Source organism: Chryseobacterium sp. c4a (assembly GCF_009900745.1).
Classification (GTDB): Bacteria; Bacteroidota; Bacteroidia; order Flavobacteriales; family Weeksellaceae; genus Chryseobacterium.
Genome location: NZ_WXVU01000004.1, coordinates 244,925 through 270,927 on the forward strand (window position 1 = coordinate 244,925; position 26,003 = coordinate 270,927).

Here is a 26,003-nt window from a genome sequence, read left to right on the forward strand (position 1 = left end):
GTTTTAAAACCCTATTTTAGCTATTCGAAAACAGAACAATGACGACCGTAGAATTTATACAGAAGCAGCTCGATATTTCTGAGAAGAGCATCAACAATACTTTACAATTATTAGCCGAAGACTGTACCATTCCTTTTATTTCCCGTTACCGTAAGGATAAAACCGGAAACCTGGATGAAATACAGATTGAGCAGATCGCCAAGATCAGCAAACAGTTTGATGAGATTGTTAAAAGAAAGGAATCTATTTTAAAATCTATAGAAGAACAGGATGCTTTAACGCCTGAACTGAGACAAAGAATTGAAGAAAGCTTTGATATGCAGGAGTTGGAGGACTTATATCTTCCTTTTAAAAAACGTAAGAAGACTAAAGCAGATGCGGCCAAGGAAAAAGGATTAGAACCTTTAGCCAAAATCATAATGAGCCAGAAAAACAATGATGTACAATTTTTGGCCTCCAAATATCTGAATAACGATGTTACATCAGAGGAAGAAGCTCTTCAGGGAGCAAGAGACATCATGGCGGAATGGATTAATGAAAATATGTATGTCCGTAAGAACCTTCGTCGTTTATTCCAGCGTAAAGCAGTAGTGACTTCTAAAGTGGTGAAGGCTAAAAAGGAGGAAGAAGATGCTCAAAAGTTTTCTCAGTATTTTGAATGGGAGGAAAACCTCAGCAGAACTCCTTCTCACAGGCTTTTGGCAATGCTGAGAGCAGAAGCTGAAGGCTTTGTAAAAACCAATGTAGGAATTGACAAAGAAGAGGCGATTGATTTTATTGAAAAAGCCATCATCAAATCTAATAATGAAAGTTCTGATCAGATTGCTTTAGCGATTAAAGACAGTTATAAAAGACTTCTGGAGCCTGCTATTTCCAATGAAGCATTGCAGGAGGCTAAGGAAAAAGCAGATAAAAAAGCGATTGAGATTTTCTCTGAGAATCTGAGTCAATTACTTTTGGCTCCGCCATTGGGAGAAAAAAGAATTCTGGCTATTGATCCTGGATACAGAAGCGGCTGTAAAGTGGTTTGTTTAGATGAAAAAGGAGATTTGCTGCATAATGAAACCCTCTACCCTCACGCTCCACAGAATGAATCGGGAATGGCGATGAAAAAGATCCGTTCTATGGTAAATGCTTATAATATTGAAGCCATTTCTATCGGAAACGGAACAGCAAGCCGTGAAACGGAGTTTTTCATCAAGAAAATTGCTTTTGATAAACCTTTACAGGTATTTGTGGTTTCGGAAGCAGGTGCCTCGGTGTATTCTGCCAGCAAAATTGCAAGGGATGAGTTTCCAATCTATGATGTAACGGTACGTGGTGCGGTTTCTATTGGAAGAAGACTTTCTGATCCGTTGGCGGAATTGGTAAAAATCGATCCAAAATCTATTGGAGTCGGACAATATCAGCATGATGTGGATCAGACTCAATTGAAAAATGAGTTGGATTCTACCGTGATGAAGTGTGTAAACTCTGTAGGAATTAACCTGAACACAGCCAGCAAATCTTTATTAAGCTATGTTTCCGGAATTGGAGAAAAAATGGCTGAAAACATTGTGAATTACAGGGCTGAAAACGGTGCTTTTGAGGATAGAAAACAGCTTAAAAAAGTTCCAAGACTTGGCGAAAAAGCATTTCAACAGGCAGCAGCATTTGTAAAGATTACCAATTCAAAAAATCCACTGGACAATTCTGCGGTACATCCTGAAGCCTATAAAACTGTAGAAAAAATGGCTAAAGATTTAGGGATCAAAACCGATGAACTGATTGCCAACAAGGAAAAAATTGCTCAGATAAAACCGGAAAACTATATCACCGAAGATATCGGAATTCTGGGAATTAAAGATATTTTAAAGGAACTTGAAAAACCTGGTTTGGATCCGAGGAAAGCGGCCAAAGTATTTGAGTTCGATCCTAGTGTAAAAAGCATTAAGGATTTAAAAACAGGCATGATCCTTCCGGGAATCGTTAACAATATTACAGCTTTCGGATGTTTTGTAGATCTTGGAATTAAAGAAAGCGGATTGGTTCACATTTCACAGCTTAAAGACGGCTTTGTTTCGGATGTGAATGAAGTAGTAAAATTGCATCAGCATGTAAGAGTAAAGGTAACGGAAGTGAATGAGGCAAGGAAAAGAGTGCAACTGAGTATGATTTTATAAGGCTGTTTCATTTTCTAACCATTAAGATGTGGTAAGGGATTTAGAATAACAAGTTAAGCTTCGCTTTAAGATTTTTTGCTTACGTTTTGTTAATCAAACTTAACTTCTAAACTCACCTTAATGGTTACATAATTACTTCATAAAATTTGAAAAAAACAATTATTCATTATCATTAAATAAAAGACTTTGAGTTATAAAAATCTAATTTTCGATCTGGATGGAACATTATGGGATTCCAGAGCAACGATTATCAAAATATGGAATGATGTTTTAAGTAAGCATCAATTGATCCAACATGAACTGAAATCGGACGATATGAATCAGTATATGGGCTTACTGGCTCATGATATTCTGAAAGATATGCTTCCCGGAATTTCAGATCTGCAGATTGATGAGCTTCTTTCTGAAGTAGTAGCCCAGGAAAACCAGGTATTGCGTATACAAGGCGGTATTCTTTATCCCAATGTTGAGAATACATTGAAAAGCCTGGCGGCTACTCACAACCTTTTCATTGTAAGCAATTGTCAGGACGGCTATATTGAATCGTTTTTAGAATATTACCAATTCAACCATCTCTTTACAGACTTTGAGTCTCATGGGCGCACTCAAAAAACGAAGTCAGAAAACATACAGCTTCTCATGGAAAGAAATAATTTATCTATTGAAGATTCTGTTTATGTTGGAGATACCCAAACCGATTATGATTCTGCGACTTCCAATGAATTGCCCTTTATTTTCTGCGAATATGGATTTGGAAAGCTGTCCAGCCCACATGAAGCTCAGATTTCAGCATTCTCTGATTTAAAAAATTATATTTAAATAAAAGCCGGTTTACAGTTTTGTGAGCCGGCTTTATTTTGATGTGACCTTTTGTATTGGCATTTCAATAATCCCATTATGAGGAGGAGAGGTAATAAAACTAGATATAAAATACTCATTCTTTCTTTTAATCAATGTTAATAGAGGTGAGAGATTCTCATTTCCGCCTTCTATTATTTTTTTTGTAAAAAATTCAATGGAATCATTATTGGCAGTAGCATATATTCCTCCAATATATTCTTGATAGTTATCATGCTTATTATACCTTTTACCATTATTATCCGCCAACCAACTTTTAAATATGCAACTATCTGGATTTACCATATTTAGTTCTGCATAAGAAATAGATTCTCTCCCCCAACCATCAATTACATCATTATTTTCCATAATATATAAGCCTTTCCACTTTTGAAATAATTTTTTAGAAATAAATTCATCTTCTCCTTCTAATTCATTTTCCAACTTCAACGTATCTCTGTTTTCTGAATTAATATTATTAACTTCTGGGGCTAATAAGGGTATAGAATCCTTTGCTCTATCATTTTTTACTGTTCTATCTTTTACACATGAAAGCATTCCTAATGCCATCAATATATAGAGGTACTTTATCATCTTTTATTATTTTCTTGCCTATTTTTATTAGGAGCCTTAAGCCTTACATAAAATGCAGGGTTTTCTCTATTATTTAGACCTTCACCTGCAGTCTTTGCATCAGTAATCTCAAAATGTAAATGTCTTGCCTTGATATTTTGTTTAGATGCATTACCAGTATTCCCACTTTTTCCAATTTCCATACCTGCTGTAACTTCCTGTTTATTTTCCACACTTATTTCACTGAGATGTCCATATCTTAAAAAACGTTTATCAGAATCCCCAAAGCTAGGCCCCTTTTCTTTTTCACCTTGATATTGTAGTTTATAATCCATTCTTGCTTTATCTAAATCACCCTTATCTACTTCTATTACCACAAGCTTCCCAAATGCACCTGCATTTTCTGAGACCAAAACAACAGTTCCTTTTAAACAAGCTTTTACTGGAGTTCCTTTTGGTGCAAAAATATCTAAGCCTTGATGGTTTTTTAGTGTTCCATTCGGATGTGTTCTAACAAGGCCAAAAGAAGAGCCTTTGGGTTTTTCAATTCCGCTGAAATTAAACAATGCTATTTCTGGATTATCAATAGGATCGTGCCATTTAGAATCTTTTTTATTTTCAATTTTATCTTCATGATCTTTTTGACATTGAAAATCGATGGCTTTATTAAGCGCACCTTTTCTATACCATCCTTCTATTTCTTTAGCTATTTCCCATACATATGTTTTTCCATCTTCTTCGCTTCCTTCTTTGTGAAAAACAGGATTTTTAGCATAACCTTTTTTTCTTATCCATTTAGTATTTTTAATAACATCACCTTTAGAATTATAATCTAGAATTAAATATTTATCGAATACAACATAATGATCTTGATTTCCTTTTCCGCAATCAACGGGCATTAAGATTGCTAAATAAAAATCAACCAGAGTGTTTAATTTTGCTCTAAAAGGCTCAAGATAATACTCTACATAAGTAAGCTGTTCAAACTTTTTCATATTTTTTAGGTTCCCTTTCTTACCAGCTTCTATATTTGTCCCTTTTCTTCTATTAATATCATGTGCAGCATCACTTCCAATTTGAACTAATCCTGTATACCCTAAGTCATTAACCAAACTTGGATCAAACTTACCTCCTGTTTCCAATGCCATAGCAGAAGTCAAATGATTTGGGTCACATAACAACCTTTTTGAAATTTCTATGATTTTCTTGCGTTCCAGACATGTAAAATGTTTGCCCCAATACAATTTACTTTCTTCACAAATACAAACTTTCCTTTCTTCCCTTTTCTCCTTAATCACCGCAACAGAATCATTAGCATCCACTTTCATCGGCTCCGCATCCGGGCTTACAGGGATCACTTGAGAGGTTACAGAAGTATTGAGATGTTCAACTTCTATGAAATACTCCCTTTCGTTGCCTTCTCCCCATTCGTAGCTTTTGATGTACATATCTTTGGTAAGGATAATACCGTTGATAAAGTTGGTCATGTCAAAAGCCAGTGTTACTGATTTTTCATATACCAGATCATTGCTATACCTTGAAAAGTCCTCTTCCCAGATTCTGACCTTTACATTTTTCCCTTTCATACTTTGAGTGACGATTTTAATAGATATGACATCACCTGTTTTAGCATTTCCCAAAGGTTTTCCTGTAGCATCTGTAAAGGCTGCACTTATGATTTTCCCTTCAGGATCAACCTGTTTTTTGGCGGCTGGAGTTTGAGGAAATTTTGGAGTATTGTCTTTAGGTTTGGGTTTATCAGGCTTTACTTCTTTTTCTCTGGTTGCAACGGGAGATGTCTTTTGAGGAGGGTTAGTTTCTTTAGTTTTTTGCTTTTTAGGAGATTCCGGACTATGAGTAGGATTAGCAATATTTACATTGGAACTGGCCTTTAGAATATGTTTGGAAGTCATTTCTGCAGTTACGTAATATTCATGGGTTCTACCCTCACTTTTATCTCCTCTGGCAACCTGAGCATTGGCTATCTGCACTGCCATTGTATAGCTTGGCAGCCTGAAAATAACTTTAGCCACACCTTCATGATCCACTTCGCCAACCAGAGGTACAGGATTAATTCTATTCATCATGTTAATCATCGGATCATGGCCTTTACCTAATGCGTCATCCTCCCATAAGGTAAAAGCCACTTTATATCCAAACATTCCCACACAATGAGCCTTAGCTATTAAAGTATCTGTATAATGAAGTATCTTTCCTTTCTGTAACCTCTGAGAATTAATATCTAATAAATCTACACGGAGTATTTTAGGTTCTTCAGCCTGTCTTGGCTTTATATACAGCTCCCCACGATCCTTCCCTCTTATGACTTCAATCTTTAGAGATCTATATTTTAAACTTTTAAGGGTAAATTTATAAGTAATATGTTCTCCTTCTTTGATATTCCCATGGGTAACCCGCCATCCTTTCCGATCTTGTACATGAACATTCCATTGTATTTTGGGAGGAGGAAAAGAAAAGGAATTGGAAGAGATCAGATTATCAAATACCGAAAGTGAATAAGCCTCCGTATTTCCAACAACAGGTTGGGTACTGCCTGTAATAGTCAATTTTGCCATATCTGCTAGTTTTGAAACGTTTTCTACTCATAGATAGGATCAGGTTCTTCCCATTCTTCCTGAGATTCTTTCAGATCCATAAACGGATTAATAAAATGATAGCTTTTTACATCGGCCAAGGTTATATTCTGTCTGTTCATCGTAGAAGTCTGGCCATGTTCCTTTACTGTAATGAGTCCACCTGTAGTGCACATCAGTTCAGAAATTTCAGACAGACAGCTATTGCCCATTACTTTTACCTTTTCATAGACTTTCTGCCATTTTCCTGCAGGAGCATAAGTGCAAGGTAAGTAGCCGCCAGATGTTGGTTTTAGTTTGCATTTCCCAAAACTTGAACCGGAAGGATTAAACTGTATATCTTCCTCTGTCACGGCAAGATAATCTGCTGTAGTTTCTTTATGATTCCAGTAATGTTTCTGATGAGCATTCACTTTAAACTGAGGAAAAACATCGCCCTGATTACAACAGGCTTTGCCCTTTTGCACAACAAAGTGCTTCCCGTCATGTGGTGATACATTTTTTGACATAATTTTTGTGTTGGTTGATACAATTTTGATCTTTTATCCTGCTAATTTTTCTAAATCAAAGGTCATTGACTTCTCATAGTCAGCAATTTGAATTTGAAATGCTGCTTTGATTTTCTGAACAGAAAAATTCTCTGCATTTAATGTATAAACTGCAGTATGACTGGCTATCAGAGACTTCAGATTCTGCCTAGTGTGTTCATCATTATTCCTTTCCTCTTCATATAACTCCTCAACCGTTCGGTAATCTGCCGATTTTCCTGTCTGTACAACTTCTATGAATTGAGGATCTTTCTCCGGCAATGTATTGTTCAGCAGTTCCATTTTAATCGGTGAAGCTGGAGCCATCCATGAAAACCGGGATATATAAGGAGAAGCTACCCCTTGTATGTTATAATGAGCCTGATAAAAACAACTGAAAAGCAATTGTATGGGTAATAGCTTTTTAAGACTAGCATCCATACTCTTTGAATTGGCCATTTTATCTTTCAGCTGATCGATGTGTAAAGAGGCATACTTGCCCTGATAATATTTTTTTAATGCTTCAATCTCACCAATGATCTCTGAGATCTCTTTATCCGTCTCTGCAGTTAGCAGACCTCCCGAATGATCTATAATCAAAGTTATTGGATAAATGATTTTCACAAATGCAGAAGCCAGACTATTGATTTTTTCCTCCAGTTCTTCACCATCTTTTTTAAAACCACTCATTGAAAAATGGAGATGATGATCCTTTTCTTTCTTTATATACTTAAAATGCAGCGAATAGGCATATTCACTTTTCTGAACACCATCATCACTTTCAGTCTGTATAACTTTATAATCTCCTGAAAAAGCATTAGCATTAAAAGGGATTCTTCCGTTCAAAAAGTGTTTGTATAAGCCTTCTCCCTGTTGCCGGATGAGAAAATTCATTCTTGCCACCTCCTCCGAAGTGGGAATACAAAGTTTCTGTAGAAATCTTAATCTTCCATTTTCAGGAATAATATCCAGAAAGCTGCATCTTTGATTATGGTATTCGTAAAGGTAACGAGGGTTCTCTAGCATCAAATCTTGGGAAATACTTTCCAGGGTCTCACCAGATTTTACAACATAAAAATTCTGTTTTTCAATGGGATTGGTTCCATAAGCCAAACCTTTCCCATCCGGAATATCTTTTTTCATAATGTGTGTTTTTTATTTCTGAAGATTTTTAAAATTAAAAATCCCCACTTTACATTATTTTATAATCACATGTTTTTTTATTGCAAATAACCGGGATAACTTGTACAAGAAAAAATGGATACAAAATCAAGAGACAGTTAAAATAAAAAGACTGCATTTAGGAGGTGTAGCTATGTTTTTATTGATAATAAAAGCCCCTTTATAAATCAATACATTATTATTTTTTCAACAGTAGAAACTCATAATTTGCATACAACCTCTTTACACATTTATGTATTTATGCAAAGTCTTATAGATCATAGAAAAATTCAAAGCCCATTATTTCAATAATAGGTGAAGTAAAACCGATAAAAAACAAAAAAGGCCACCCTTTCAGGTAACCTTTTTCAATGAAAAATTCTACTAGAAAATAGAATCTTTATTATTTATAATCTTTAGAACTTCTTTTGGGTTCTTTGGCTTCCGGCCATAGTATCGGATTTCCTTTATCATCCTTAGGCATTACTCTTTTTTCTCTGTTGGTAAATTCCGGATCTTCAGAAGCCATATAAGCCAATGCTGCTGTTAAGATCACATTATTCTTCACCTCATCAAAAACAATCTTGTCATACGTATCTTTTGTAGTATGCCATGTATACCCGAAATATCCCCAGTTCAAAGAACTTAAAGAAAATCCCGGTACACCAGCTGCTACAAATGAAGCATGGTCGGATCCGCCACCACCAGGCATTCCAGGGAAATCAGTCTTAATGTGAGTTCTTACTGCTTTTGGAACACCATCCAGCCATTTTCCGATATAATCGTATGCTTTTATAAATCCTTGCCCACTGATATTGATAACACGTCCTGTACCATTATCCTGGTTAAAGGCAGCCTGTGTCCCTTTAATAATCTGAGGATTATCTGCAACAAATCCTCTGGAACCATTAAGCCCTTGCTCTTCACTTCCCCAAAGTCCGATAACAATTGTTCTCTTATTATTAGGATAGTATTTTTTAAGGATTCTCATCGTTTCAAGCATCGTAAGTGTTCCTGTTCCGTTGTCTGTAGCTCCCTGAGCACCATCCCATGAATCAAGGTGAGCAGAAAGAATAACATACTCATCCGGTTTTTCTTTCCCTTTAATCATACCTATTGTATTAAAGCTTTTAGCATCAGGAAGAACCTTAGATTGAGCATCGATCTTAATTTTAGGCTGAGCACCTTTCTCAGCCATTCTATAAAGCATGCCATAATCTTCTACGTCAATATCGATCATCGGAATTTTGGACGTTTTTGCTCCAAAGATTCTGTTTGCGCCCATAATTCCTGTCCAGTTTGAAATGGCAATCCCTACAGCTCCTGCATTTTCCAGTGCTTCCGGAAGGGTATTATTATCATAACCGATATTCTTTACATACGCAGCAAAGTCTTTGGCAGCCTGGTCTTTTTCAGCTTTAAGCTTTTCATAAAGTTCGGGAGTAGCAAACTCTTTGATCTGTTCATCGGAACGGCCAATCTTCTGGTATTGTGCCATCAAAACGATTTTGCCTTTTGCAGCTGGAAGCCATTTATCAAACTCTGCTTTGGATGATACTTTCGGAAGAATTACTACTTCTGCTTCAACTGCTTTTTTAGTAGCCGGACTCCACGCCAGCTGAGTTGCTGATAATGACTTTACTCTTGGAAATACCATATCTACATGGGTAGTTCCTCTCTGCCATCCTTTCCAGGTTCCAAATTGCTGAAGATTGGCATCTATTCCCCATGAACGAAGCTTTCCCACACTCCATTCATTAGCAGCAAGCATTTCCGGAGTTCCTACAAGGCGGGGGCCTATACCATCCAGAAGTTCGTATGCCATTCCTTCAAGCTGGGAATTGTTATTCACTTCATCTACGAAACTTTTTACGATTGGATTAAGGTTCTCTTTGGGGTCAACCTTTACCTGAGCCCATGAAAATTGGGCAGCCAACATGACAGCCGGTACTGCAAAAAATCTATTTATCCTCATAATGTATATTGATTGCACTAAAGATAGAAGAAATTGCGGAGATGCTAAAGGAATTAACGAAAAAAAGTCTTTATACATCAGTATTTAAATCCATTTTTGAAGAAAATGAAATGATTATCTTAATATATTAATTCAACGGTATGATTTTATCGGCTATTTTGCCCCGAAGTCCGGTACATTTCTATTGATAAAAGCCTGTTCCTCCGTAGTCAGTAAAATGGTATTATTTTTATTTTCCTTTACCGAAGTATTATCCCAGATATTTTTATCAAAATTCACCCTCGGAACGAGCTCTTTTTCATCCGATTTCTTAAAGGTGTTATAAATAAGCTCTCTGCTGATTTTCCTTTCATGTTTAACACCTTTATAATAAGCAATATATTTATTACCTTCAACCCGGCTCATAGCAGGAACATATACTCCTCCGCTTTTGTAGAAATCAAAAACGAGTATAGCATTTCCCAATTGATAATCAAACACTTCCCCTTCTCCTGTCTTTCTTTTAACCATTGGATATTTGTCCTGTAAATAATGAATTTCAAAATATGTGATCACCTTATCAACCTTATTATATTTCAATTCTCCTTCCATTTCAATTCCTACTCCTGACTTGATGTTAAAGGTGATTAATTGCTCATCCCCTTGTTCAAAAATCATCCAGCCGGAATATTTAGATGCTTTATTTTCTAGGTGTGCCAAGGTTCTGTTCAGCTCAAAATTAAAGAAGTAGTTTCCCATATATTCATCAGAAAACTTCTTTATTCCTTTTACAAAAATGCTGTCCGACTTTAGATCTTTAAAATATTTCACATTATTCAGCTGCATCTGGAGGTTATTATCAAAAGATTTGTTAGGATTATAAAAATTAGTTTTACTCCATAACTTTGTTTCTGCAATGACTAAGAAATGAATTTGGTTATTATCACTCCGTTTTTCTTTATAGGTGACATCATAAAGGGAGGGTTTATTATAATATCTTTTTTTGTAATGACTGGAGACCTCTTCAAAGATTTTTTTCAGATCTACCTTTATCATTTTTACTTCATCAATTTTTTTATATCCTCTTTTCAGCTTTATTGGGGAATAAAATTGGGGGATGACTGTCTTTTGAAATCCTGATGCAGAAATTTCACCGTTTACCGAACTATCATCTACAGGCGCAAACCCCTCTTCGTTAGTATAAACAACATGATTCTGCCAAAGAATTCTTGCATTAGGAATCGGCTTCCCATTCTCAGCATCTATTACCTGAATGTTTTGGGCTGAAAAGAAATTAAAAATTAGAATAAACAACAAATAGGAATATTTCATCATTTGTTTAATTGATATTTCTAAAATACAAATTATATGATGACAAACTTTCAGTAAAGGAAAATTTAATATTTAAACCTAAAAAATCAATTTCCGGTTTTTGAATATCGATTACAGTGAATTTTTTTTGATATTTTGAGAAATCATGACAACCATAAGAAGAAGGCTGCGATAAGGGTATAAAAAAACCGGCTTCAAAAGCCGGCTAAAGGTTGAGAATTACTTCTTAGCTTCTTCTACAGAAACTTTTCTGAATTCTTTGAACAATTTGCTAAGTTCTAAAGCTGATTTACGAGCTCTTGTACCAGCAGCTTTGTTTCCTTTTTCCGCTTGTTGGTTTGCCTCAGTTGTGAACGCCTCAAATTCTGCGTTGATTTTTTCAATTAGTTCTTTCATTATATTTAAAAATTTAGGCTGCAAATATAGGTTTTATGGTGATTCCAGCCTAGTAGCAGTGAAAAAAGTTTGGGTAAAAAGACTGATTTTTTAACATATTTCTACTCTTGAACCGATTTTTATCGATTTTCGCCCTGCAATTTTGATAAAAAAGCCGTTGTAACCGTTCATAAGTTAAATTTCGTCACCTAATTTCACATGTATTTTCCAATCAAATTTTCGTTGATTCTGGCAGCAAGTTCTGATTGTTTTAAAATAACTCTTTCAAAACGAATGATTCACCATCTTCAGCATTTGGATTTTTATATTAAATTTGGAAAAACGACTTAATCCATGTTCAAAAAACTAATTTTTCTGACATTTATCCTTCCGTTTATTGCTTATTCTCAAAATAAAATCAGATATAAGGTATATTATGACGAAGATCTTGCTAAGAATGGCTTAAAAGTGCGGGTAGATTATACATTAAAAAAAGCATCAGACACTTTATCCTTCTATTATGCAAATGAAAACTGGGGCGAGAATGAGCTTTTTAAAAATCTTATTTTGTTAAAGGAGGATAATCCTGATATTAAATTGGAGAGTAAACCTGAAAACAACAAAATAAAGATCTATCAGAAAAAAGGAACTCACTTTTCTCTGGTCTATCATATTAAACAGGATTTTACAGATCCCAACTATAAAATCTTTAACAGACCGAGAATCAACAATACTTTCTTTCATGTTTTAGGGAAGAACCTTTTTATGGTACCGGTTTCTTTCGCAGAGATGCCCGATGAGCAGGAATTTCAATTTATTATTGACTGGATAGGCTTCCCCGAAAAATTCAAACTCCATAATAATTTTGCTTCACAGGTTAAGCAACAGAAAATCAAGACCGTCCTTTGGGATGGCTTTTATAATTCTTTATTTATTGGTGGGGATTACAGATTTTATTTTTTTACAATACACGATAAGCCCATCTATTTTGCTTTGAGAGAAGAGTGGAATAACGGTTTCACTGATGATTTTTTATTTTCTAATCTGAAAAAAGCCATACAGTCTCAAAGGGATTTCTGGAAAGATTACGATCAGGATTATTTTACGGTTACCATGACGCCCACTGTTTCACAAAAAGACAGTTTATATAAGGGTTACAGTACTACAGGTTCCGCTATTAAAAATGCATTTATAATCCAGGGAACCAATAATCCTTTCAATAACAAGAATTCTTATCTGTATCTCTTTCATCATGAATTAATGCATGAGTGGATCGGAAATACAATTCAAAACAAACATGAGGAACTGAATTATTGGTTCAGTGAAGGCTTTACCGATTATTATACTTACAAAAACAGGTTAAGAATAAAGGATATCTCAATGGATGAGTGGCAAAAATTGTTTAACACGGAGATCCTTAAAGCCCATTGGAAGAATCCTGAGAGAAATATTCCTAATTATAAAATAAAGGATGATTTCTGGAAAAGCAGAAATGTAGAAAAAGTTCCTTACAGACGAGGTGCCATTTTTGCCCTATGGCTGGATAATCAAATCATGCTGAAAACCCATTATAAAAAATCTTTGGATGATTTGATGCGGGATTTGCTGAGAACCTGCAAGGAGAAGAAAATAAAATTTACCGATGAATTTTTTATTGAGTTTATTCAAAAGTATCTGGATCAGGATGTCTCTTATTTCTTCCAGAAACATATTCTTAATGGTGAAGATATTGATCTTTTGAAAGAAAAATGGATAGAAGGTTTTTCTTTTCAGGTTATTGATGGGGTTCCACAGTTGGAGATTGATAAAACTAAAAATAATAAGTATCTGATTGAATAAGGTGAGGATATAAAATCACCCCGTCAACTCATAGATTTGCCCCCCTTCAGAGGAAGGGGATATGAAACCCTTCAATTGTATTATAAGTCTGACAGCCTTTTTGTATTTCTTTACACACCTCTTTTTTCATCTACATAAATTCACGAGCTTTTATCCCTGCTTGTTCTAATAGATGAAGGCTTTCAGGAGTAATTCTTTCTGCAAATACAACCCGGAAATGGTCATCATATTTATCTGTAAAGGAAAATGTATTTCCTGGTGTGAATAATACTTTATGCTCTTCGCAATACTGATATAATTTTTTAATATCCATATTTTCAGGCATCTGTGCCCAAATACTGTATCCTCCCTGAGGTCTGTGGAAATAAGAGCCTTCCGGAAAACTTCTCCTTAAAACCTCTAAAAGGAGATTGGCCTGTTGGTTTAGTTTCTTGCGAAATGATCGTAAATGCCTTTCATAGCTATTTTCCTGCAAAAGTTTCAGAATAAGTTCCTGATAAAGAGGAGAAACGGATCTTCCTAATACAAATTTTGCCCTTTCTGCTTTTGCATAAAAACGTCCTGCGTATAACCATCCTAAACGAATTCCCGGTGCCAATGTCTTTGAAAATGAAGAATAAGTCATCACCCATCCTTTTTCATCAAAGCTTTTTATACTGGATGGTCTTTTTTCTTCAAAATAAAGGTCAGAATACATCTCGTTTTCAATAATACATACCTGATGATCTTCTGCAATCGCTAATACTTCTTTCTTGGTATCATCACTCATCATAATCCCTGTTGGATTATGAAAATTTGGAGTTACAATAAGAGCACGAATATCATTTTCAGCACAAACCTTTCGAAAGTAATCAGTATCAAAACCACTACGATAATGAACCGGGATCTCAATAACTTTTACCTCCAAATTGGCAATCACTTCCAATATAGAAAATACACAAGGGCTGTCTACCGCTACAATATCACCAGCCTTTGTTACAGAACTTAATGCAATGGTTAATGCCTGTAGAGCACCATCTGTAATAATAAGCTCATCAGGATTGAATCTACAGCCATATATTCCCATTTGTTTTGTGATTTGCTTTCTCAATTCTTCAAGCCCGTTGGAAGGATAATACCTCAGCAGAGCTGCTCCTTTTTTTCTGATCACTTCCTGCATCGTTCTTAAAATCAGCTTTTGTGGAATCAAAAGATCTCCGGGTACAGTGGTATTAAAAGAACTTGATTCTGAAATTCTTTTGGATGTCAATGCTATATTTTTCATAAACGCCTCATCCCTTACCACCTCAGAAAGTTTTGTTTTGATTTCAGGAATATTCTCGTCCCTTTTTTCTACCACAAAATAGCCTGAGCGTGGACTACTTTCCACCAAACCTTTAATCATCAAATATTCAAACCCATTTTGTACAGAACTTATACTGAGGTTATATCTTTCCTTTATGTTCCGGATAGAGGGTAGTTTATCACCACTTTGTAAAATTCCATTTCGGATCTGTTCTTCAATAACAGCTGTGAAAGCTTCATATTTATAGGTTTTCATTGTCTTTACTCAATCTGTACTGAACAAATTTACAAAATTAAAATCTGTACTGGTTGTATTTTAATCATCTGTATCCTTTCCGAAGGAATTAATCTTATAATTTTGATAAAAAAAAGAATGGAAATCATTTCAAAATTCACCATAGGTTCTGATGAGGGCGTTGATGATCTTTTTACAGTTATTAAATCTTCCGTCAATACTACTTATCAAGAATTAATTTCAGCGGAAGAGATCAAACAATATATTGAAGGTTGGGATCCAAGAAAAATGATCAATGAGCTCAATGATTTGTCTAACCAGCTTATTATAACATATGCTGATCACAAACCTGTAGGATATGGTATTTTAAGAAGCGGCTCCGTATATCCGGGATCTTCGGAAGAGAAAAGACTTACAGAGCTCAATTTTGTTATCCTAAAAGAATATGACAACGCCGAAACCCGTGAGTCTCTATGGAAAAAATGCCGGGCAGCTGCTTCATTCACTGATATTATATGGACTAATATTCTTACAGAAGATCCTTTGTTGGAGTTTTTAAAAGAAATTGGATTCTCTATTAAAGAAAATACTCAATCTACACCTTTTCAGCTTCCTTCCTATATTATAGAAATGCAGGTCGGCAAGAAATAATAAAGATCTTAGATCAAAACAAATTATAAAAACTATTAAAGGCAAATCTGAACATCTCAAGATTTGCCTATCTTTGATTTTTATAATTATTGAACAATGAGTGATCAACTGGAAACCATAAAAGATTATTACAAACGCACCCGAAAAACAGTTCTGGAGGTATCTGATGCGGATCTCGAGACCGGAAAATCCCACTTCAATATTATCCCAAGAAAGTATTGCAGTTTTAAAAGTCCTTATAACCGACGTGATTACTACAAGATTTGCTTTATCATAGGGAAAGGAACAGCCCATTACGCTTCTCATAAATTGTATGTTGACCGTCCTGTTTTATTTTTCCCATCTCCTAACATCCCTTATACATGGGAATGTGAGGATGATTTTCAGGAAGGTTTTTCATGTCTGTTTAACCAGGAATTCTTTAATGTAAATTCTGAGTTCAATTTGTTTAAAAAGACCTCCTTGTTTAAGGAATGGAGTAAACCTTTTATATTTCTTACTGAGGAACAGATCCAGTTGACGACAATGTATTTTGAACAGATGTACAAGCTGAATCACTCTTCTTACCCTTTCCGTTGCAGCGGTATTAAGAGTAATCTAGCCTCCGTTTTACACCTTGCATTGGAAAACCGTGTTGAAGATGTGAGTCTTAATGAACTTCCTGCGAATGTTCGTTTATACAAGCTTTTTGATGAACTTTTGAACAAACAATTTCCTTTAGATTCTCCAGCCTATCCTCTGTCTTTAAAAACAGCCTCTGATTTTGCAGATCATCTGAATGTACATGTCAATCATTTGAATTCATCCGTAAAATCAGTTACAAGCCTTACCACAACACAAATCATTAAAGAAAAGATATTTGAGGAATCTAAAAACCTGTTGAAGTATACCAACTGGGATATTGCTCAGGTGGGCTACACCCTTGGTTTTGAGCAGCCTTCCCATTTTAACAATTTCTTTAAAAAGCATGCCCAGACTTCTCCGTTGAAATTTAAGAATTCATACTAAATATTTGAATTTTGTAATTTTTACTTTGTCTTTTAAAACTCAATTTTCTATTCTTGAAGTATTTTTGCATTGTAAAAAAATGAATGAATATGTTGAGAGAAGCATCTGAGAAACGCATCAGATTAATAACCATTATGGCCTTTGTGTCTATCCCGCTTTCGGGGTTTGTCACTGATATTTACCTACCCTCCTTTCCTTCTATGGCTAAGGAAATGATGGTCTCGGAAAAAGATATACAAATCACTTTAACGTCTTATCTATTGAGCTATGGAGTTTCCCAGTTGTTTGTAGGAGGAATTCTGGACAGCATTGGGCGTTATCGTCCTAAGTTACTGGCTTTATTTATTTTGATACTGAGCAGTCTTTTTATTACAATGACCGACAGTATTCTGTTAATATGTCTGCTTCGTATCCTTCAGGGTATTGCTGTTTCTGTACTGGTTGTAGCTACGCGGGCAATTTTTGTTGATATTTATGATGCTGAACGGGTAAAACATTATCTGAGCTATTTTACAATTGCCTGGTCTTGCGGCCCTATTCTGGCTCCTTTTCTGGGAGGTTATCTTGAAAAGCTTTTTAATTGGCATGCTAACTTTTATTTCTTAGCTTTTTATGCAGGCTTTTTATTTCTGTTTGAATGGTTTTTCAGTGGCGAAAGCCTTCCCCAGAAAAAGAAACTGGATCTTTCGGAGAATATCAGACTGTATTCCATGATGCTTAAAAATAAAATTTTCATGCTGGGCATCATCATTTTGGGATTAAGCTACTCTATTGTTATGCTATTCAATATCACCGGGCCATTTATTATTGAAAATACATTCCACTTTACGCCTGTAGTGATTGGATATTGTACATTGATTTTAGGATTTTCCTGGATGATCGGCGGTTTTATCGGAAAACGCAGATTATCTCTGGAATTTAAACCCAGAATTCTATTCCCTATTATCCTTCAATTGATCCTTATTGCAGGGTTGATCACTACCAGCTATTTTGCGGAAAGCCTTTATATTATGATTCCTTTTGCCTTTTTTATTCACATCTGCTCAGGAGTTTTATTTACCTCATTTTTTACAACAAGTATGCTGTACTTCCCTAAAAATGCAGGAACAGCCGGAGGTTTGATGGGAGGTTTGGTATATGTAATTACGTCTGTAACCAGTTTTATTATTTCTGTAAGCGGAACAGTAGCGGAGCAAAAAGATCTTTCCTGGCGTTACCTGATCATTGCTATTTTATTATTGGGAGTGATCCTTATTATGCATCAGGCAGTTAAAAAAGAAAAAGCAGAGAATTGATCTCTGCTTTTTTTATTTCTATTACCAACAATGGAAAGCTAATACTTTCTGATTTGTACAGTAGAAACTCCGTTCAGTTTTACTTCCCGGCCTGCTTTTTTCAGCAATCCAGTTTCTGCATTTCGTTTAAAAACAACAGCTGTTCCACTTACCGGATGTGCTACAATTAAAAATTTTCCGGTACTGTCTATCGTAAAGGTTCTTGGGTGGTTGCCTTTTGTGGATTGATATCCTACTGTTTTTAGAGTACCATCATTCAAAATTGAAAATATGGCGATATTATTTTCATGGCCACGATTTGAAGCATACAGATAACGGCCATCCGGAGAAATATGGATATCCGAACTCTCAAAATCGTCTTTAAACTGATCAGAATGAGTATTGATTCTCTGGATAGGCTCCAGTTTTCCGTTATCATACTTGTAGACACTTACCGCTCCACCCATCTCTTCAATACAGTAGGCTAATTTTCCGTTGGGATGGAAGGTAAAATGTCTCGGCCCACTTCCTAAATTTGTTGAAGTAAAAGGTCTTTCAGCTTCCGCCATGGGTTCTTTTTGATCATTTTGAAATCGATATGCTCTGATTTTATCAGCTCCCAGATCCTGTAAAAACACATAATTAAAATCGGGAGAAAACACGGTAGAATGAATGTGAGCCCTATCCTGTCTATCCGGATTTACACTACCTTCTGAAAATTGAAAATTCTGAACACTCGGTTGTATCCGGCCATTTTCAGAAATAGGATAAACGGAGACACTTCCTTCCGTATAGTTTCCATTAATTAGCCATTTTCCATTTTTATGTGTTGACAAATACACGGGGTTTTCACCGCCGCTTTTCTGGCTATTGATAAAAGTAAGGGATTTTTTTTCCGGATTAAACTCAAAACTGCTCACACTTCCTGCATTTTTTGTTTTGCTTTCAGTACAGGCAAAAACATATTTACCATCTTGTGATAAGGTCAAAAATGATGGGTTTAAAACTCCTTTTACGGATGTTACTTTAGAGAGCTTTCCTTTGAGTGTATCCAATTCATAGACATAGATTCCTTCGGTTTGTTTATCATGATTAAATGACCCGAAAAACACATAGGTATTTTGTGCACACAATTTTAAGCTTGCTAAAATGACAAGCGTTGTGCTTAGTATTTTCTTCAATTTTTTTTATTAGTTTTTTGAATGTTTTGGAAAAATCGTGAGAGCTATAAATTTAAATATTTTCTTTGGTATTAAATATTTAAATCAAAAAATATTTTTAAATATCCTTACAGCAAAGTAATTCTTAGCTTTATTGCACATCCCAAGTAGGTATTAATACATTATATTTACTCTTCTCATACTTTTTTATCAATAAAAAACTTTATCTTTACTCATTCATTTCAATCACAGATAACGTATTATCATGATTAGAGGAATGATCTATTAACAAGGCTTTATTATTATATAATTAAGTCTATCTTTACTAAAATTTAAATTATAATGAATTATAAGCTCGAGCTCAATACTCAAGAGCCTAACTCTAAAATTGTTTTTCACAACATCATATTTGATACATTCAAAATCAATATTGTTGAAAGATATATCGGGGCTATGAATTTCCGTCCAAAACTATCTAATGTTTTATTTAAAGTAAGAACTTTAGACAATGAACTTATTAACAGAAAGGATGGTAACATAAGGGTAAAAATCAAGGATGACAATTTTGAGACATATCAGAAATTAACACAGGCTTTAAATTCTTACGAGTACAAAAACAAACTGATCAACAGACAAGAAACAGATCAGAATTATGTACATTTTATATTGAGTCTGGTAATTGCAAATTATAATCTTAATTAATATTTTTTGCAATTGATTTCCTCGTTGACACCAACATCTCTTTTGGGGTCAATCTGAATAAATTTATCTATATTTTTCATCATTGGAATGCTTATCATACTTTCCAATGACGGAAAAGTATTTTCCTAATAAATTTACTTCATTTCATCACTGAAATCATTTGAGACAATCATATATAGTAAGCCTGGAAGCTTTAAAATTTCCAGGCTGTATCATAGTTTAAATGATTTATTTCAAGGTAAATGAGTCTTACTGGCATATACTATTTCGGCAGGTTTCTGTTCAAAAGATGGAACAGCCGGGCCACCCAGATAAATAACCTTTATATCATCATGATAAACAATACGTGTAATATCCGGAGGTGTTACATATACTCCCCATTTAATATATCCGTGATCTCCACCCACCGGACCTTTATTATAGGTTGTGTAATTTGTTTTATCATCTACCAAAACATAGTTAATTTGATTAGGCAGTTTCATATAAGTCTTCATATATCCGATAGCAGTATCTGCCCATTTCACATCAATTCTGAAGTGAATCCATTGGTTAACATAGGGTCTTACATCTGGTATGATATCTACAGGAGGGACATTATTATCTATTGCAAATCTTAGTCGCATAGCATTTCGCTGTGTTCTTACCTGGAGTGGCACTCCTGCCCCACCAGACATTTTCAGCTGAAAAATATTTGTTTCATTGGTTGGATCTCCCGATTTCCAAGGTGTCCAGTCTTTTAACAACACACTAAATTCATAACGGCGCTCATCACCAGGATAGAAGTTGGCTATTCTATATTGATTGGTTGAACTTTCACTTCTCCAGTTTTCATTGGAATAATAGCCTGAATCACCATACACCACTTTGTGAGCAATGGCATGATTACCGGTTGCTCCTGGCTGCACTATATAAGCGGCATCTGCTGCTGTAGCATTGGTTACATTCAATCCTGTAATTCCAGAATCAGGAGTACCATTTTCATAGTTAATATTCAGTAGTACATCTCCAACAGATTGAGCGTTTGTATAACTTCCAGACAACATAGTGGCAAGAAGTAAAAAAGCTCTCTTTCTGCCTGCATGAGACCAATTGAGTTTAATAGGGTTTATCATTTTTTTTATTTAACAAATAGATATTAAAAGCTGTTCTGCTTTTTTAGCATAGATGTAAAGTTGTTTTGGAAGTTAAATGGTTACAAGGCATTTTTATTACCTGAAAATACATTCTTATTATATAGTGTTTTCCATCTGCTACGTCTTTTTAGTAAGAATCAATTTTCTGTTATTCTTCTAAAAATAAAAAAATTATCACATAATACCATTTAGACAATATTAAATTCAAAAATAAACAATATTAATATATCTTAATTTTAATTTAACCTCTATCTACTTAATTATTTTTTAAAAGCAAATCAAATTCACAATATGAGTCATTGATAACTACAATTGCCCATTAAATTAATTTGTATTAAATTTGCACCCGATTCTCATATTTAATTTGAGTTTTCATGGTTATTAGTTTTTATCCTCGAAGTCATTCGAGGATTTTTTTTGATATTTGGAAAAATACCAGTATCGCTCTTAGATACACTCTTATATTAAATACAAATAATAACCATTCCTGATACAGCCGCTTTATAATAATTCAAGGTACAGCTTCTATCAGCAATACGAAAAGATAATTTTTCAGGATCTATTTTTCATTCACCTTTCATAAAAATACCTTATCAATAAGAGTAAAAATTTATTTTTTTACACAAATTCATCACTACTATTAGAATTATTTTTTTTAAATTTATCGTACACCTAATTGGTAAAACCGCATTTGCTTTCCCTATGTGGTTTTATAATTATAAATAAAAACACAGAACAAATGAGCTACATTGATTTTAATTATGAAAAAAATTCTATCCTGGTTTGTAAAGGAGATTCACGGAATCGTTCTAAAATAACAGAATCATATTCTACAAATCACTATAATGTCTTTGACCACGAAAACAAATTTAACGGTATTGAGATTCTTAACTTTTTATCCTCTACTGAGCAAGACGGGCTTAGAGGGGAACTCCGGTTCAAAGAGCTTCTCGAAAAGAATAACATCCCCTATTTATATATTGGACAAGGTCCTTTTGGTATAGAGCGCTCAGGAATATTATTAGAAAAAACAAAATCAAAGAGAGCCGATTATCTTGTTAATATAAAAGATATGGGAACCATTTTGTTTGATGTTAAATGTCGTAAAAAAATTGCTTTTCATAATAATGAGGACACTTTTTTTTCAATTTATATAAGTGAATTAGAAGCATTAAGCAATCTTCAAAATTCTATTCTTATGCCTGTCTGGCTAGCCTATATCGAAAGGGATAAGCTGAATGAGGATCCCAAGTTCCATTTTATATCCATTTCTTCACTTATGAAGTTTTGGTCGGGGTTATTTGATTACTATCCAGATGAAAATGAATTCAATGAAATAAGCGTTCTGCGAATCCCCAATGAATTGTTTACAAAAATTGAAGATAAAATTATTTTTGAAGTAGGGTATAAAAATATCGACGAAAAATTATTGAACGACTTTGCAAAGTTAAATATTGGACTCAACAGGTTATTAAAGGATAAGATTAAAGAAATCATCAGAAATACCGCTTGCTTCAAAACCAAAGTATATGATGAATTACAGCTTATGAACATCAATTTCTGTTTCCCGAATGAGGTCATTTTTCATACCAAAAAAATGATAGACCTACGCATTATTGAATATGCACCCAAAAAGCCCCTGAAATTATTTGGAGAATAAAAACAGAACTCATCTAAATCTTTTATTAACTTTTACATTGAAATAATTCTATCTGGAAGATACCGGATACTATTCCCCCAACATTAATAAAAAACCGCATCATAAAATTCTCGTTGTACCTTACTTTATTAGTTAGGGTACTGTTTTGAGTTCTCCAATTTTTCAAATCCTATGTTCTTGTGAAGATATTTCCTTCATCTATAACATCTTAAACCTTATGCTTCTTATCGGATGATTAAGGTTTTTTCTGCTTACCTATAGAGTTACATCCAGAATACCATCGAATTATATCTACGCTCACAACACCCTATATATTAGATTAATACAATAATTTTGAGCTTTCATTAAATATGAAAAGTTCATCCATTATATTAAATTTTAAAATCCTAAAAAACTTATAAAACTGTCTTACATTGATAGATGAAGTAAAAAAAACATCAGAAAATCCTTTTTTACATCAATAACTGAATGTTATCATCCTGTATGGGTAATGGTCATTTTATCAAGATTTCACTATAAACCAAACAAAAAAACCAAATAAATGAAAGAAAAAATACGTCAGCTACTCCTCAGCTTGGGAGTATTTTATTCATGTATCAATCCTGCATTTGCTCAAATTGGCATAGGTACGGCTAGTCCCCAAGGAGCTTTACATATAGATGGAGCAAGAGATAATCCTGCCAGTGGAAATCCGCTTCCCATACAAGCTGCTAATGATATTATTGTTGATAAGGCAACAGGTTTTATTGGAGCAGGAGTCCTTCATCCTCTGGTAAAGCTTGATATGAGATCTGCAGGGAATGAAAATGCTTTAGGACTTAATACAACGACCATGACTGCTGCAGAAGCAGGTGCAGGCGCTGTAAGATATGATGTAGTCAATGTACCCATAGGGCCTAAAATTGAAGTTTCTGACGGATTGGTTTGGCATAAAGCTTATGTAGCTCCCAAAAGGCAGTGGTTGTAGCTCGTAAAATAACCAGCCAGTCAATAACACAGAATACGGCTACTACGATTGGTAATTGGAGTCTGGTGCGAGATATGAGCAATAGCTTTGATGCTGCATCAGGTATTTTTACCGCTCCCCGTGATGGTACCTATACATTTCTTTTGACTTTTAATTTTAATGGTGCAGTTATTAATGATGGTTCCAGAGTTGAATCACAATTTTATAATACCTCCACCAATACAGTCCTTGCCTCTGTTTATAAAACGTTTGGTCAATCTATGACAGGTACCGCTGATGATGCCAACTCTACCCGATCCACCCAAGCAGGAGGATCAAGTACTGTGACCCTTACTTTAACCACAGGTACTAAAGTAGCAACCAGGCTTTGGCATAATCTGGTATCAAGTGGCTCGGTAGCACTTAGAGTTACCACGAATCCTGCAGATCCCACGAATCCGGATGATGGATTTAATAATTTAACCATTATAGAACATTAAAAATAGATCATTATGAAAATTAACATCATCAATCAGCTACTAGTTTTTGTTCTATTTTCTTCATCGGGTAAAATAGCTGCTCAAGTTGGGTTATTTACTAATACTCCACTGCAGCCTTTACAAATTGATGCCGGAAAAGATAATGGATCTTCTCCAGACGCTGCAAAATTGTCGAATGATGTAGTGGTAAGCTCAACAGGGAATTTAGGAGTTGGGGGGTTAAATCCTATTACCAAGGTAGATCTTCGTTCCGCAGACAATAAAGGGCTCATTGGTCTTGGAACCGGTACTCAGACCCCAAGTGAATCCGGTATAGGAGCAATACGCTATAACTCCGGTGGTTTTTTAGAATATTCTGACGGTGAGCAGTGGATCGCTCTTCCGCTTACTCCTCCTACCAAAGCTCTTGTAAATGCTTATAAAAGCAGTGCTCAGAGTATTGGAAGCAATTCTACGGTCTATTTATCAGGCTGGACTGAAACTGTAGATCTGGGAACAACTCCTAATGGTGATTTTAATCCTTCTACAGGTATTTTTACAGCTCCTCGTGATGGATTTTATCTTGTGTCTTTCAATATTACTTTAGATAATGGGAATATTCCGAAAAATACGTTTATAGAAACGGCCATAGAAAGCGATCGCAATATTGAGAATATTCAGACTTATAAAACCATTAATTCTTACCCGGCATTTCAGGCTGGAGCAGTGAGTAATTATATAAGCGGAAACTGTAATGCAATTTTTAACCTTAAATCCGGCAACACTATTAAATTTAGTGTTAAACACAATATAGGTTCTGCAAGAAATACCTTGAACGATGGAAAATTCAACAATTTAAGTATTAGCGAACTATAAACACCACCATGATGAAACAACATTATAAAATAAAAAAATCAGCCAGTGCTTTGGTTCTTTTTCTTTTCTGGGCTCAAGCTAATGCTCAAATAGGGATGGGTGTAGACAATCCTACCTCTCCTGTTGAAATTAAAACTGATGCTGGCAAGGTAATCATAGATAATACAGGTAAATTAGGTGTATTGGTTGCCAATCCGAAAGTTGCCATAGATTTACGAAGCGGAACCAATGGTTCGGTTGCAATAGGAAATACGGATAAAACAGCAGCACAGGCAGGCGCTGGTGCTTTACGCTATGTTGCAAGTCCGGCTATTGGAGTTAAGGGATATCTGGAATTTTCAGACGGCACAAACTGGGTAAGTTTTTTCCCAAAAGGCAAACCTCGTATTGTTGTTATGGCTAATAAAGTTACTCAAGACACTTATGTATTTGAAAGTGGGAATTCTTCAGAAATAGGAACTAAATCTGGAATTATGCAGAGAAGATCATCCTATCTTACCAATTGGACAGAAAAGCTGGATTCTGATTCCGGTGTTCCTACCAGTAATTTTAATCCTGCTACAGGTGAGTTTATCGCTCCCCGCACCGGAGTCTATTTTGCTACTTTTACTTTTGCATTGCAATCCAGTCAGGTAAATACCGGTGGAAATAATCAAACTGAAGCTATCTGGGAAGTAAGAAATGCAGCAGGTACCATTACTCAAAGGGTAAAAACCAATAACGGATATGCTTCCGATACCGGAGCAAGCCCTAACGCTGTTCCTGTAGGCTCTGCTTGTACAGTAAGTGTTTATTTGAACAAAGGAGATAAATTAAGACCTTTCACCTGGATCACAGTAGCATTTGATGGTACTATCAGCCAATTTGATGTTTCCAGCAGCGGTGTCTATAATTCGTTAACCATTGTAGAACAATAAAGAAATATCCAATCTATAAACCATATCATTTTTTCTATACAAACACTTTAAAAATCGACTGGGAGTTTCCGGTCGATTTTTTTATTTATAGACTTTTATGCTAGACCTTTTTACAACAAAAAATCATTTAAAACAATTTTCACTTTCACTTCAAAACAACCAAACAACACCACGATTAAATCACTTAATTTTGAATTTAATGCTAATTACTCAATAAAAACGGAAAAATAAAGACAAAACAACAATCCTAAATTGACTTAATCTCATTCAATAATCAAATAAAAATGTCAATTTAAGATTATTCAAAATTTTAATTAAATAATT

Annotated in this window: 22 protein-coding genes; 12 read left to right on the plus strand and 10 right to left on the minus strand. The window is 34.8% G+C overall.

The window, feature by feature from the left end; translation table 11 throughout:
- Positions 1 to 38: 38 nt before the first annotated feature.
- Together GTR01_RS08545 and GTR01_RS08550 are read left to right on the plus strand one after the other, a co-directional pair.
- Complete coding sequence (locus GTR01_RS08545) at positions 39 to 2,162, plus strand: Tex family protein (RefSeq protein WP_160137418.1); 2,124 nt, start codon at positions 39 to 41, stop codon at positions 2,160 to 2,162.
- 186 nt (positions 2,163 to 2,348) lie between these two features.
- Positions 2,349 to 2,981, plus strand: coding sequence for an HAD family hydrolase (locus GTR01_RS08550; RefSeq protein WP_160137419.1), 633 nt, complete (start codon positions 2,349 to 2,351; stop codon positions 2,979 to 2,981).
- 33 nt (positions 2,982 to 3,014) lie between these two features.
- Here the strand turns inward: GTR01_RS08550 and GTR01_RS08555 are convergent, their stop codons facing one another.
- The 7 genes from GTR01_RS08555 to GTR01_RS08585 all read right to left on the minus strand — a co-directional run bounded on the left by GTR01_RS08555 (position 3,015) and on the right by GTR01_RS08585 (position 11,536).
- Positions 3,015 to 3,593, minus strand: a complete 579-nt coding sequence (locus tag GTR01_RS08555) for a hypothetical protein (RefSeq protein WP_160137420.1) — start codon at positions 3,591 to 3,593, stop codon at positions 3,015 to 3,017.
- Complete coding sequence (locus GTR01_RS08560; RefSeq protein ID WP_160137421.1) at positions 3,590 to 6,148, minus strand: peptidoglycan DD-metalloendopeptidase family protein; 2,559 nt, start codon at positions 6,146 to 6,148, stop codon at positions 3,590 to 3,592. Before GTR01_RS08560 ends, GTR01_RS08555 begins: the two co-directional genes overlap by 4 nt.
- A 23-nt stretch (positions 6,149 to 6,171) precedes the next feature.
- Complete coding sequence (locus tag GTR01_RS08565; protein WP_160137422.1) at positions 6,172 to 6,675, minus strand: DUF4280 domain-containing protein; 504 nt, start codon at positions 6,673 to 6,675, stop codon at positions 6,172 to 6,174.
- 33 nt (positions 6,676 to 6,708) lie between these two features.
- Positions 6,709 to 7,836, minus strand: a complete 1,128-nt coding sequence (locus GTR01_RS08570; RefSeq protein WP_160137423.1) for a hypothetical protein — start codon at positions 7,834 to 7,836, stop codon at positions 6,709 to 6,711.
- Positions 7,837 to 8,257: 421 nt separating this feature from the next.
- Complete coding sequence (locus tag GTR01_RS08575; protein WP_160137424.1) at positions 8,258 to 9,829, minus strand: M28 family peptidase; 1,572 nt, start codon at positions 9,827 to 9,829, stop codon at positions 8,258 to 8,260.
- A gap of 153 nt (positions 9,830 to 9,982) precedes the next feature.
- The gene (locus tag GTR01_RS08580; RefSeq protein WP_160137425.1) at positions 9,983 to 11,143 is read right to left on the minus strand and encodes a hypothetical protein; all 1,161 of its coding nucleotides are present in this window, start codon (positions 11,141 to 11,143) and stop codon (positions 9,983 to 9,985) included.
- Between the two features lie 216 nt (positions 11,144 to 11,359).
- Positions 11,360 to 11,536, minus strand: a complete 177-nt coding sequence (locus GTR01_RS08585) for a histone H1 (protein WP_027373301.1) — start codon at positions 11,534 to 11,536, stop codon at positions 11,360 to 11,362.
- Positions 11,537 to 11,869: 333 nt separating this feature from the next.
- Here GTR01_RS08585 and GTR01_RS08590 point away from each other — a divergent pair, with 333 nt between their 5' ends.
- Positions 11,870 to 13,354 (plus strand): M1 family aminopeptidase, encoded by a 1,485-nt coding sequence (locus GTR01_RS08590; protein WP_160137426.1) that lies wholly within the window; start codon positions 11,870 to 11,872, stop codon positions 13,352 to 13,354.
- 130 nt (positions 13,355 to 13,484) lie between these two features.
- Here the strand turns inward: GTR01_RS08590 and GTR01_RS08595 are convergent, their stop codons facing one another.
- The gene (locus tag GTR01_RS08595) at positions 13,485 to 14,894 is read right to left on the minus strand and encodes a PLP-dependent aminotransferase family protein (RefSeq protein WP_160137427.1); all 1,410 of its coding nucleotides are present in this window, start codon (positions 14,892 to 14,894) and stop codon (positions 13,485 to 13,487) included.
- Between the two features lie 117 nt (positions 14,895 to 15,011).
- On the opposite strand from GTR01_RS08595, the gene GTR01_RS08600 reads away from it, so the two are divergent.
- The 3 genes from GTR01_RS08600 (at position 15,012) to GTR01_RS08610 (ending at position 17,827) form a co-directional block, all read left to right on the plus strand.
- The gene (locus tag GTR01_RS08600) at positions 15,012 to 15,524 is read left to right on the plus strand and encodes a hypothetical protein (protein WP_160137428.1); all 513 of its coding nucleotides are present in this window, start codon (positions 15,012 to 15,014) and stop codon (positions 15,522 to 15,524) included.
- 96 nt (positions 15,525 to 15,620) lie between these two features.
- Positions 15,621 to 16,532: a helix-turn-helix domain-containing protein gene (locus tag GTR01_RS08605; protein ID WP_160137429.1), complete on the plus strand. Its 912-nt coding sequence runs from the start codon at positions 15,621 to 15,623 to the stop codon at positions 16,530 to 16,532.
- An 89-nt stretch (positions 16,533 to 16,621) separates the two neighbouring features.
- Positions 16,622 to 17,827, plus strand: coding sequence for an MFS transporter (locus tag GTR01_RS08610; protein ID WP_160137430.1), 1,206 nt, complete (start codon positions 16,622 to 16,624; stop codon positions 17,825 to 17,827).
- 38 nt (positions 17,828 to 17,865) lie between these two features.
- On the opposite strand, the gene GTR01_RS08615 is transcribed toward GTR01_RS08610, so the two are convergent.
- Complete coding sequence (locus tag GTR01_RS08615; RefSeq protein ID WP_228452187.1) at positions 17,866 to 18,987, minus strand: lactonase family protein; 1,122 nt, start codon at positions 18,985 to 18,987, stop codon at positions 17,866 to 17,868.
- Positions 18,988 to 19,308: 321 nt separating this feature from the next.
- Here GTR01_RS08615 and GTR01_RS08620 point away from each other — a divergent pair, with 321 nt between their 5' ends.
- Complete coding sequence (locus GTR01_RS08620) at positions 19,309 to 19,668, plus strand: prevent-host-death protein (RefSeq protein WP_129057221.1); 360 nt, start codon at positions 19,309 to 19,311, stop codon at positions 19,666 to 19,668.
- 233 nt (positions 19,669 to 19,901) lie between these two features.
- Here GTR01_RS08620 and GTR01_RS08625 read toward each other — a convergent pair whose 3' ends face one another.
- Complete coding sequence (locus GTR01_RS08625; protein WP_160137431.1) at positions 19,902 to 20,780, minus strand: heparin lyase I family protein; 879 nt, start codon at positions 20,778 to 20,780, stop codon at positions 19,902 to 19,904.
- 760 nt (positions 20,781 to 21,540) lie between these two features.
- On the opposite strand from GTR01_RS08625, the gene GTR01_RS08630 reads away from it, so the two are divergent.
- The 5 genes from GTR01_RS08630 (at position 21,541) to GTR01_RS08650 (ending at position 25,679) form a co-directional block, all read left to right on the plus strand.
- Entirely contained in the window at positions 21,541 to 22,461 is a 921-nt protein-coding gene (locus tag GTR01_RS08630; RefSeq protein ID WP_160137432.1) for a hypothetical protein, read from the plus strand.
- Between the two features lie 541 nt (positions 22,462 to 23,002).
- Positions 23,003 to 23,428 (plus strand): hypothetical protein, encoded by a 426-nt coding sequence (locus GTR01_RS08635; RefSeq protein WP_160137433.1) that lies wholly within the window; start codon positions 23,003 to 23,005, stop codon positions 23,426 to 23,428.
- The gene (locus GTR01_RS08640; RefSeq protein ID WP_160137434.1) at positions 23,419 to 23,907 is read left to right on the plus strand and encodes a hypothetical protein; all 489 of its coding nucleotides are present in this window, start codon (positions 23,419 to 23,421) and stop codon (positions 23,905 to 23,907) included. Before GTR01_RS08635 ends, GTR01_RS08640 begins: the two co-directional genes overlap by 10 nt.
- A 12-nt stretch (positions 23,908 to 23,919) precedes the next feature.
- Complete coding sequence (locus GTR01_RS08645) at positions 23,920 to 24,762, plus strand: hypothetical protein (protein ID WP_228452188.1); 843 nt, start codon at positions 23,920 to 23,922, stop codon at positions 24,760 to 24,762.
- An 8-nt stretch (positions 24,763 to 24,770) separates the two neighbouring features.
- The gene (locus GTR01_RS08650; protein WP_185155108.1) at positions 24,771 to 25,679 is read left to right on the plus strand and encodes a hypothetical protein; all 909 of its coding nucleotides are present in this window, start codon (positions 24,771 to 24,773) and stop codon (positions 25,677 to 25,679) included.
- Positions 25,680 to 26,003: the final 324 nt, after the last annotated feature.

Excerpts from the sequence above, each read along its gene's own strand:
- GTR01_RS08560 (WP_160137421.1), bottom strand. The coding sequence starts at position 6,148 with ATGGCAAAATTGACTATTACAGGCAGTACCCAACCTGTTGTTGGAAAT.
- GTR01_RS08605 (WP_160137429.1), top strand. The coding sequence starts at position 15,621 with ATGAGTGATCAACTGGAAACCATAAAAGATTATTACAAACGCACCCGA.
- GTR01_RS08645 (WP_228452188.1), top strand. The coding sequence starts at position 23,920 with ATGAAAATTAACATCATCAATCAGCTACTAGTTTTTGTTCTATTTTCT.
- GTR01_RS08610 (WP_160137430.1), top strand. The coding sequence starts at position 16,622 with ATGTTGAGAGAAGCATCTGAGAAACGCATCAGATTAATAACCATTATG.
- GTR01_RS08565 (WP_160137422.1), bottom strand. The coding sequence starts at position 6,675 with ATGTCAAAAAATGTATCACCACATGACGGGAAGCACTTTGTTGTGCAA.
- GTR01_RS08555 (WP_160137420.1), bottom strand. The coding sequence starts at position 3,593 with ATGATAAAGTACCTCTATATATTGATGGCATTAGGAATGCTTTCATGT.
- GTR01_RS08590 (WP_160137426.1), top strand. The coding sequence starts at position 11,870 with ATGTTCAAAAAACTAATTTTTCTGACATTTATCCTTCCGTTTATTGCT.
- GTR01_RS08570 (WP_160137423.1), bottom strand. The coding sequence starts at position 7,836 with ATGAAAAAAGATATTCCGGATGGGAAAGGTTTGGCTTATGGAACCAAT.
- GTR01_RS08580 (WP_160137425.1), bottom strand. The coding sequence starts at position 11,143 with ATGATGAAATATTCCTATTTGTTGTTTATTCTAATTTTTAATTTCTTT.
- GTR01_RS08650 (WP_185155108.1), top strand. The coding sequence starts at position 24,771 with ATGATGAAACAACATTATAAAATAAAAAAATCAGCCAGTGCTTTGGTT.
- GTR01_RS08600 (WP_160137428.1), top strand. The coding sequence starts at position 15,012 with ATGGAAATCATTTCAAAATTCACCATAGGTTCTGATGAGGGCGTTGAT.
- GTR01_RS08635 (WP_160137433.1), top strand. The coding sequence starts at position 23,003 with ATGAAAGAAAAAATACGTCAGCTACTCCTCAGCTTGGGAGTATTTTAT.
- GTR01_RS08545 (WP_160137418.1), top strand. The coding sequence starts at position 39 with ATGACGACCGTAGAATTTATACAGAAGCAGCTCGATATTTCTGAGAAG.
- GTR01_RS08595 (WP_160137427.1), bottom strand. The coding sequence starts at position 14,894 with ATGAAAACCTATAAATATGAAGCTTTCACAGCTGTTATTGAAGAACAG.
- GTR01_RS08575 (WP_160137424.1), bottom strand. The coding sequence starts at position 9,829 with ATGAGGATAAATAGATTTTTTGCAGTACCGGCTGTCATGTTGGCTGCC.
- GTR01_RS08630 (WP_160137432.1), top strand. The coding sequence starts at position 21,541 with ATGAGCTACATTGATTTTAATTATGAAAAAAATTCTATCCTGGTTTGT.
- GTR01_RS08620 (WP_129057221.1), top strand. The coding sequence starts at position 19,309 with ATGAATTATAAGCTCGAGCTCAATACTCAAGAGCCTAACTCTAAAATT.
- GTR01_RS08585 (WP_027373301.1), bottom strand. The coding sequence starts at position 11,536 with ATGAAAGAACTAATTGAAAAAATCAACGCAGAATTTGAGGCGTTCACA.
- GTR01_RS08625 (WP_160137431.1), bottom strand. The coding sequence starts at position 20,780 with ATGATAAACCCTATTAAACTCAATTGGTCTCATGCAGGCAGAAAGAGA.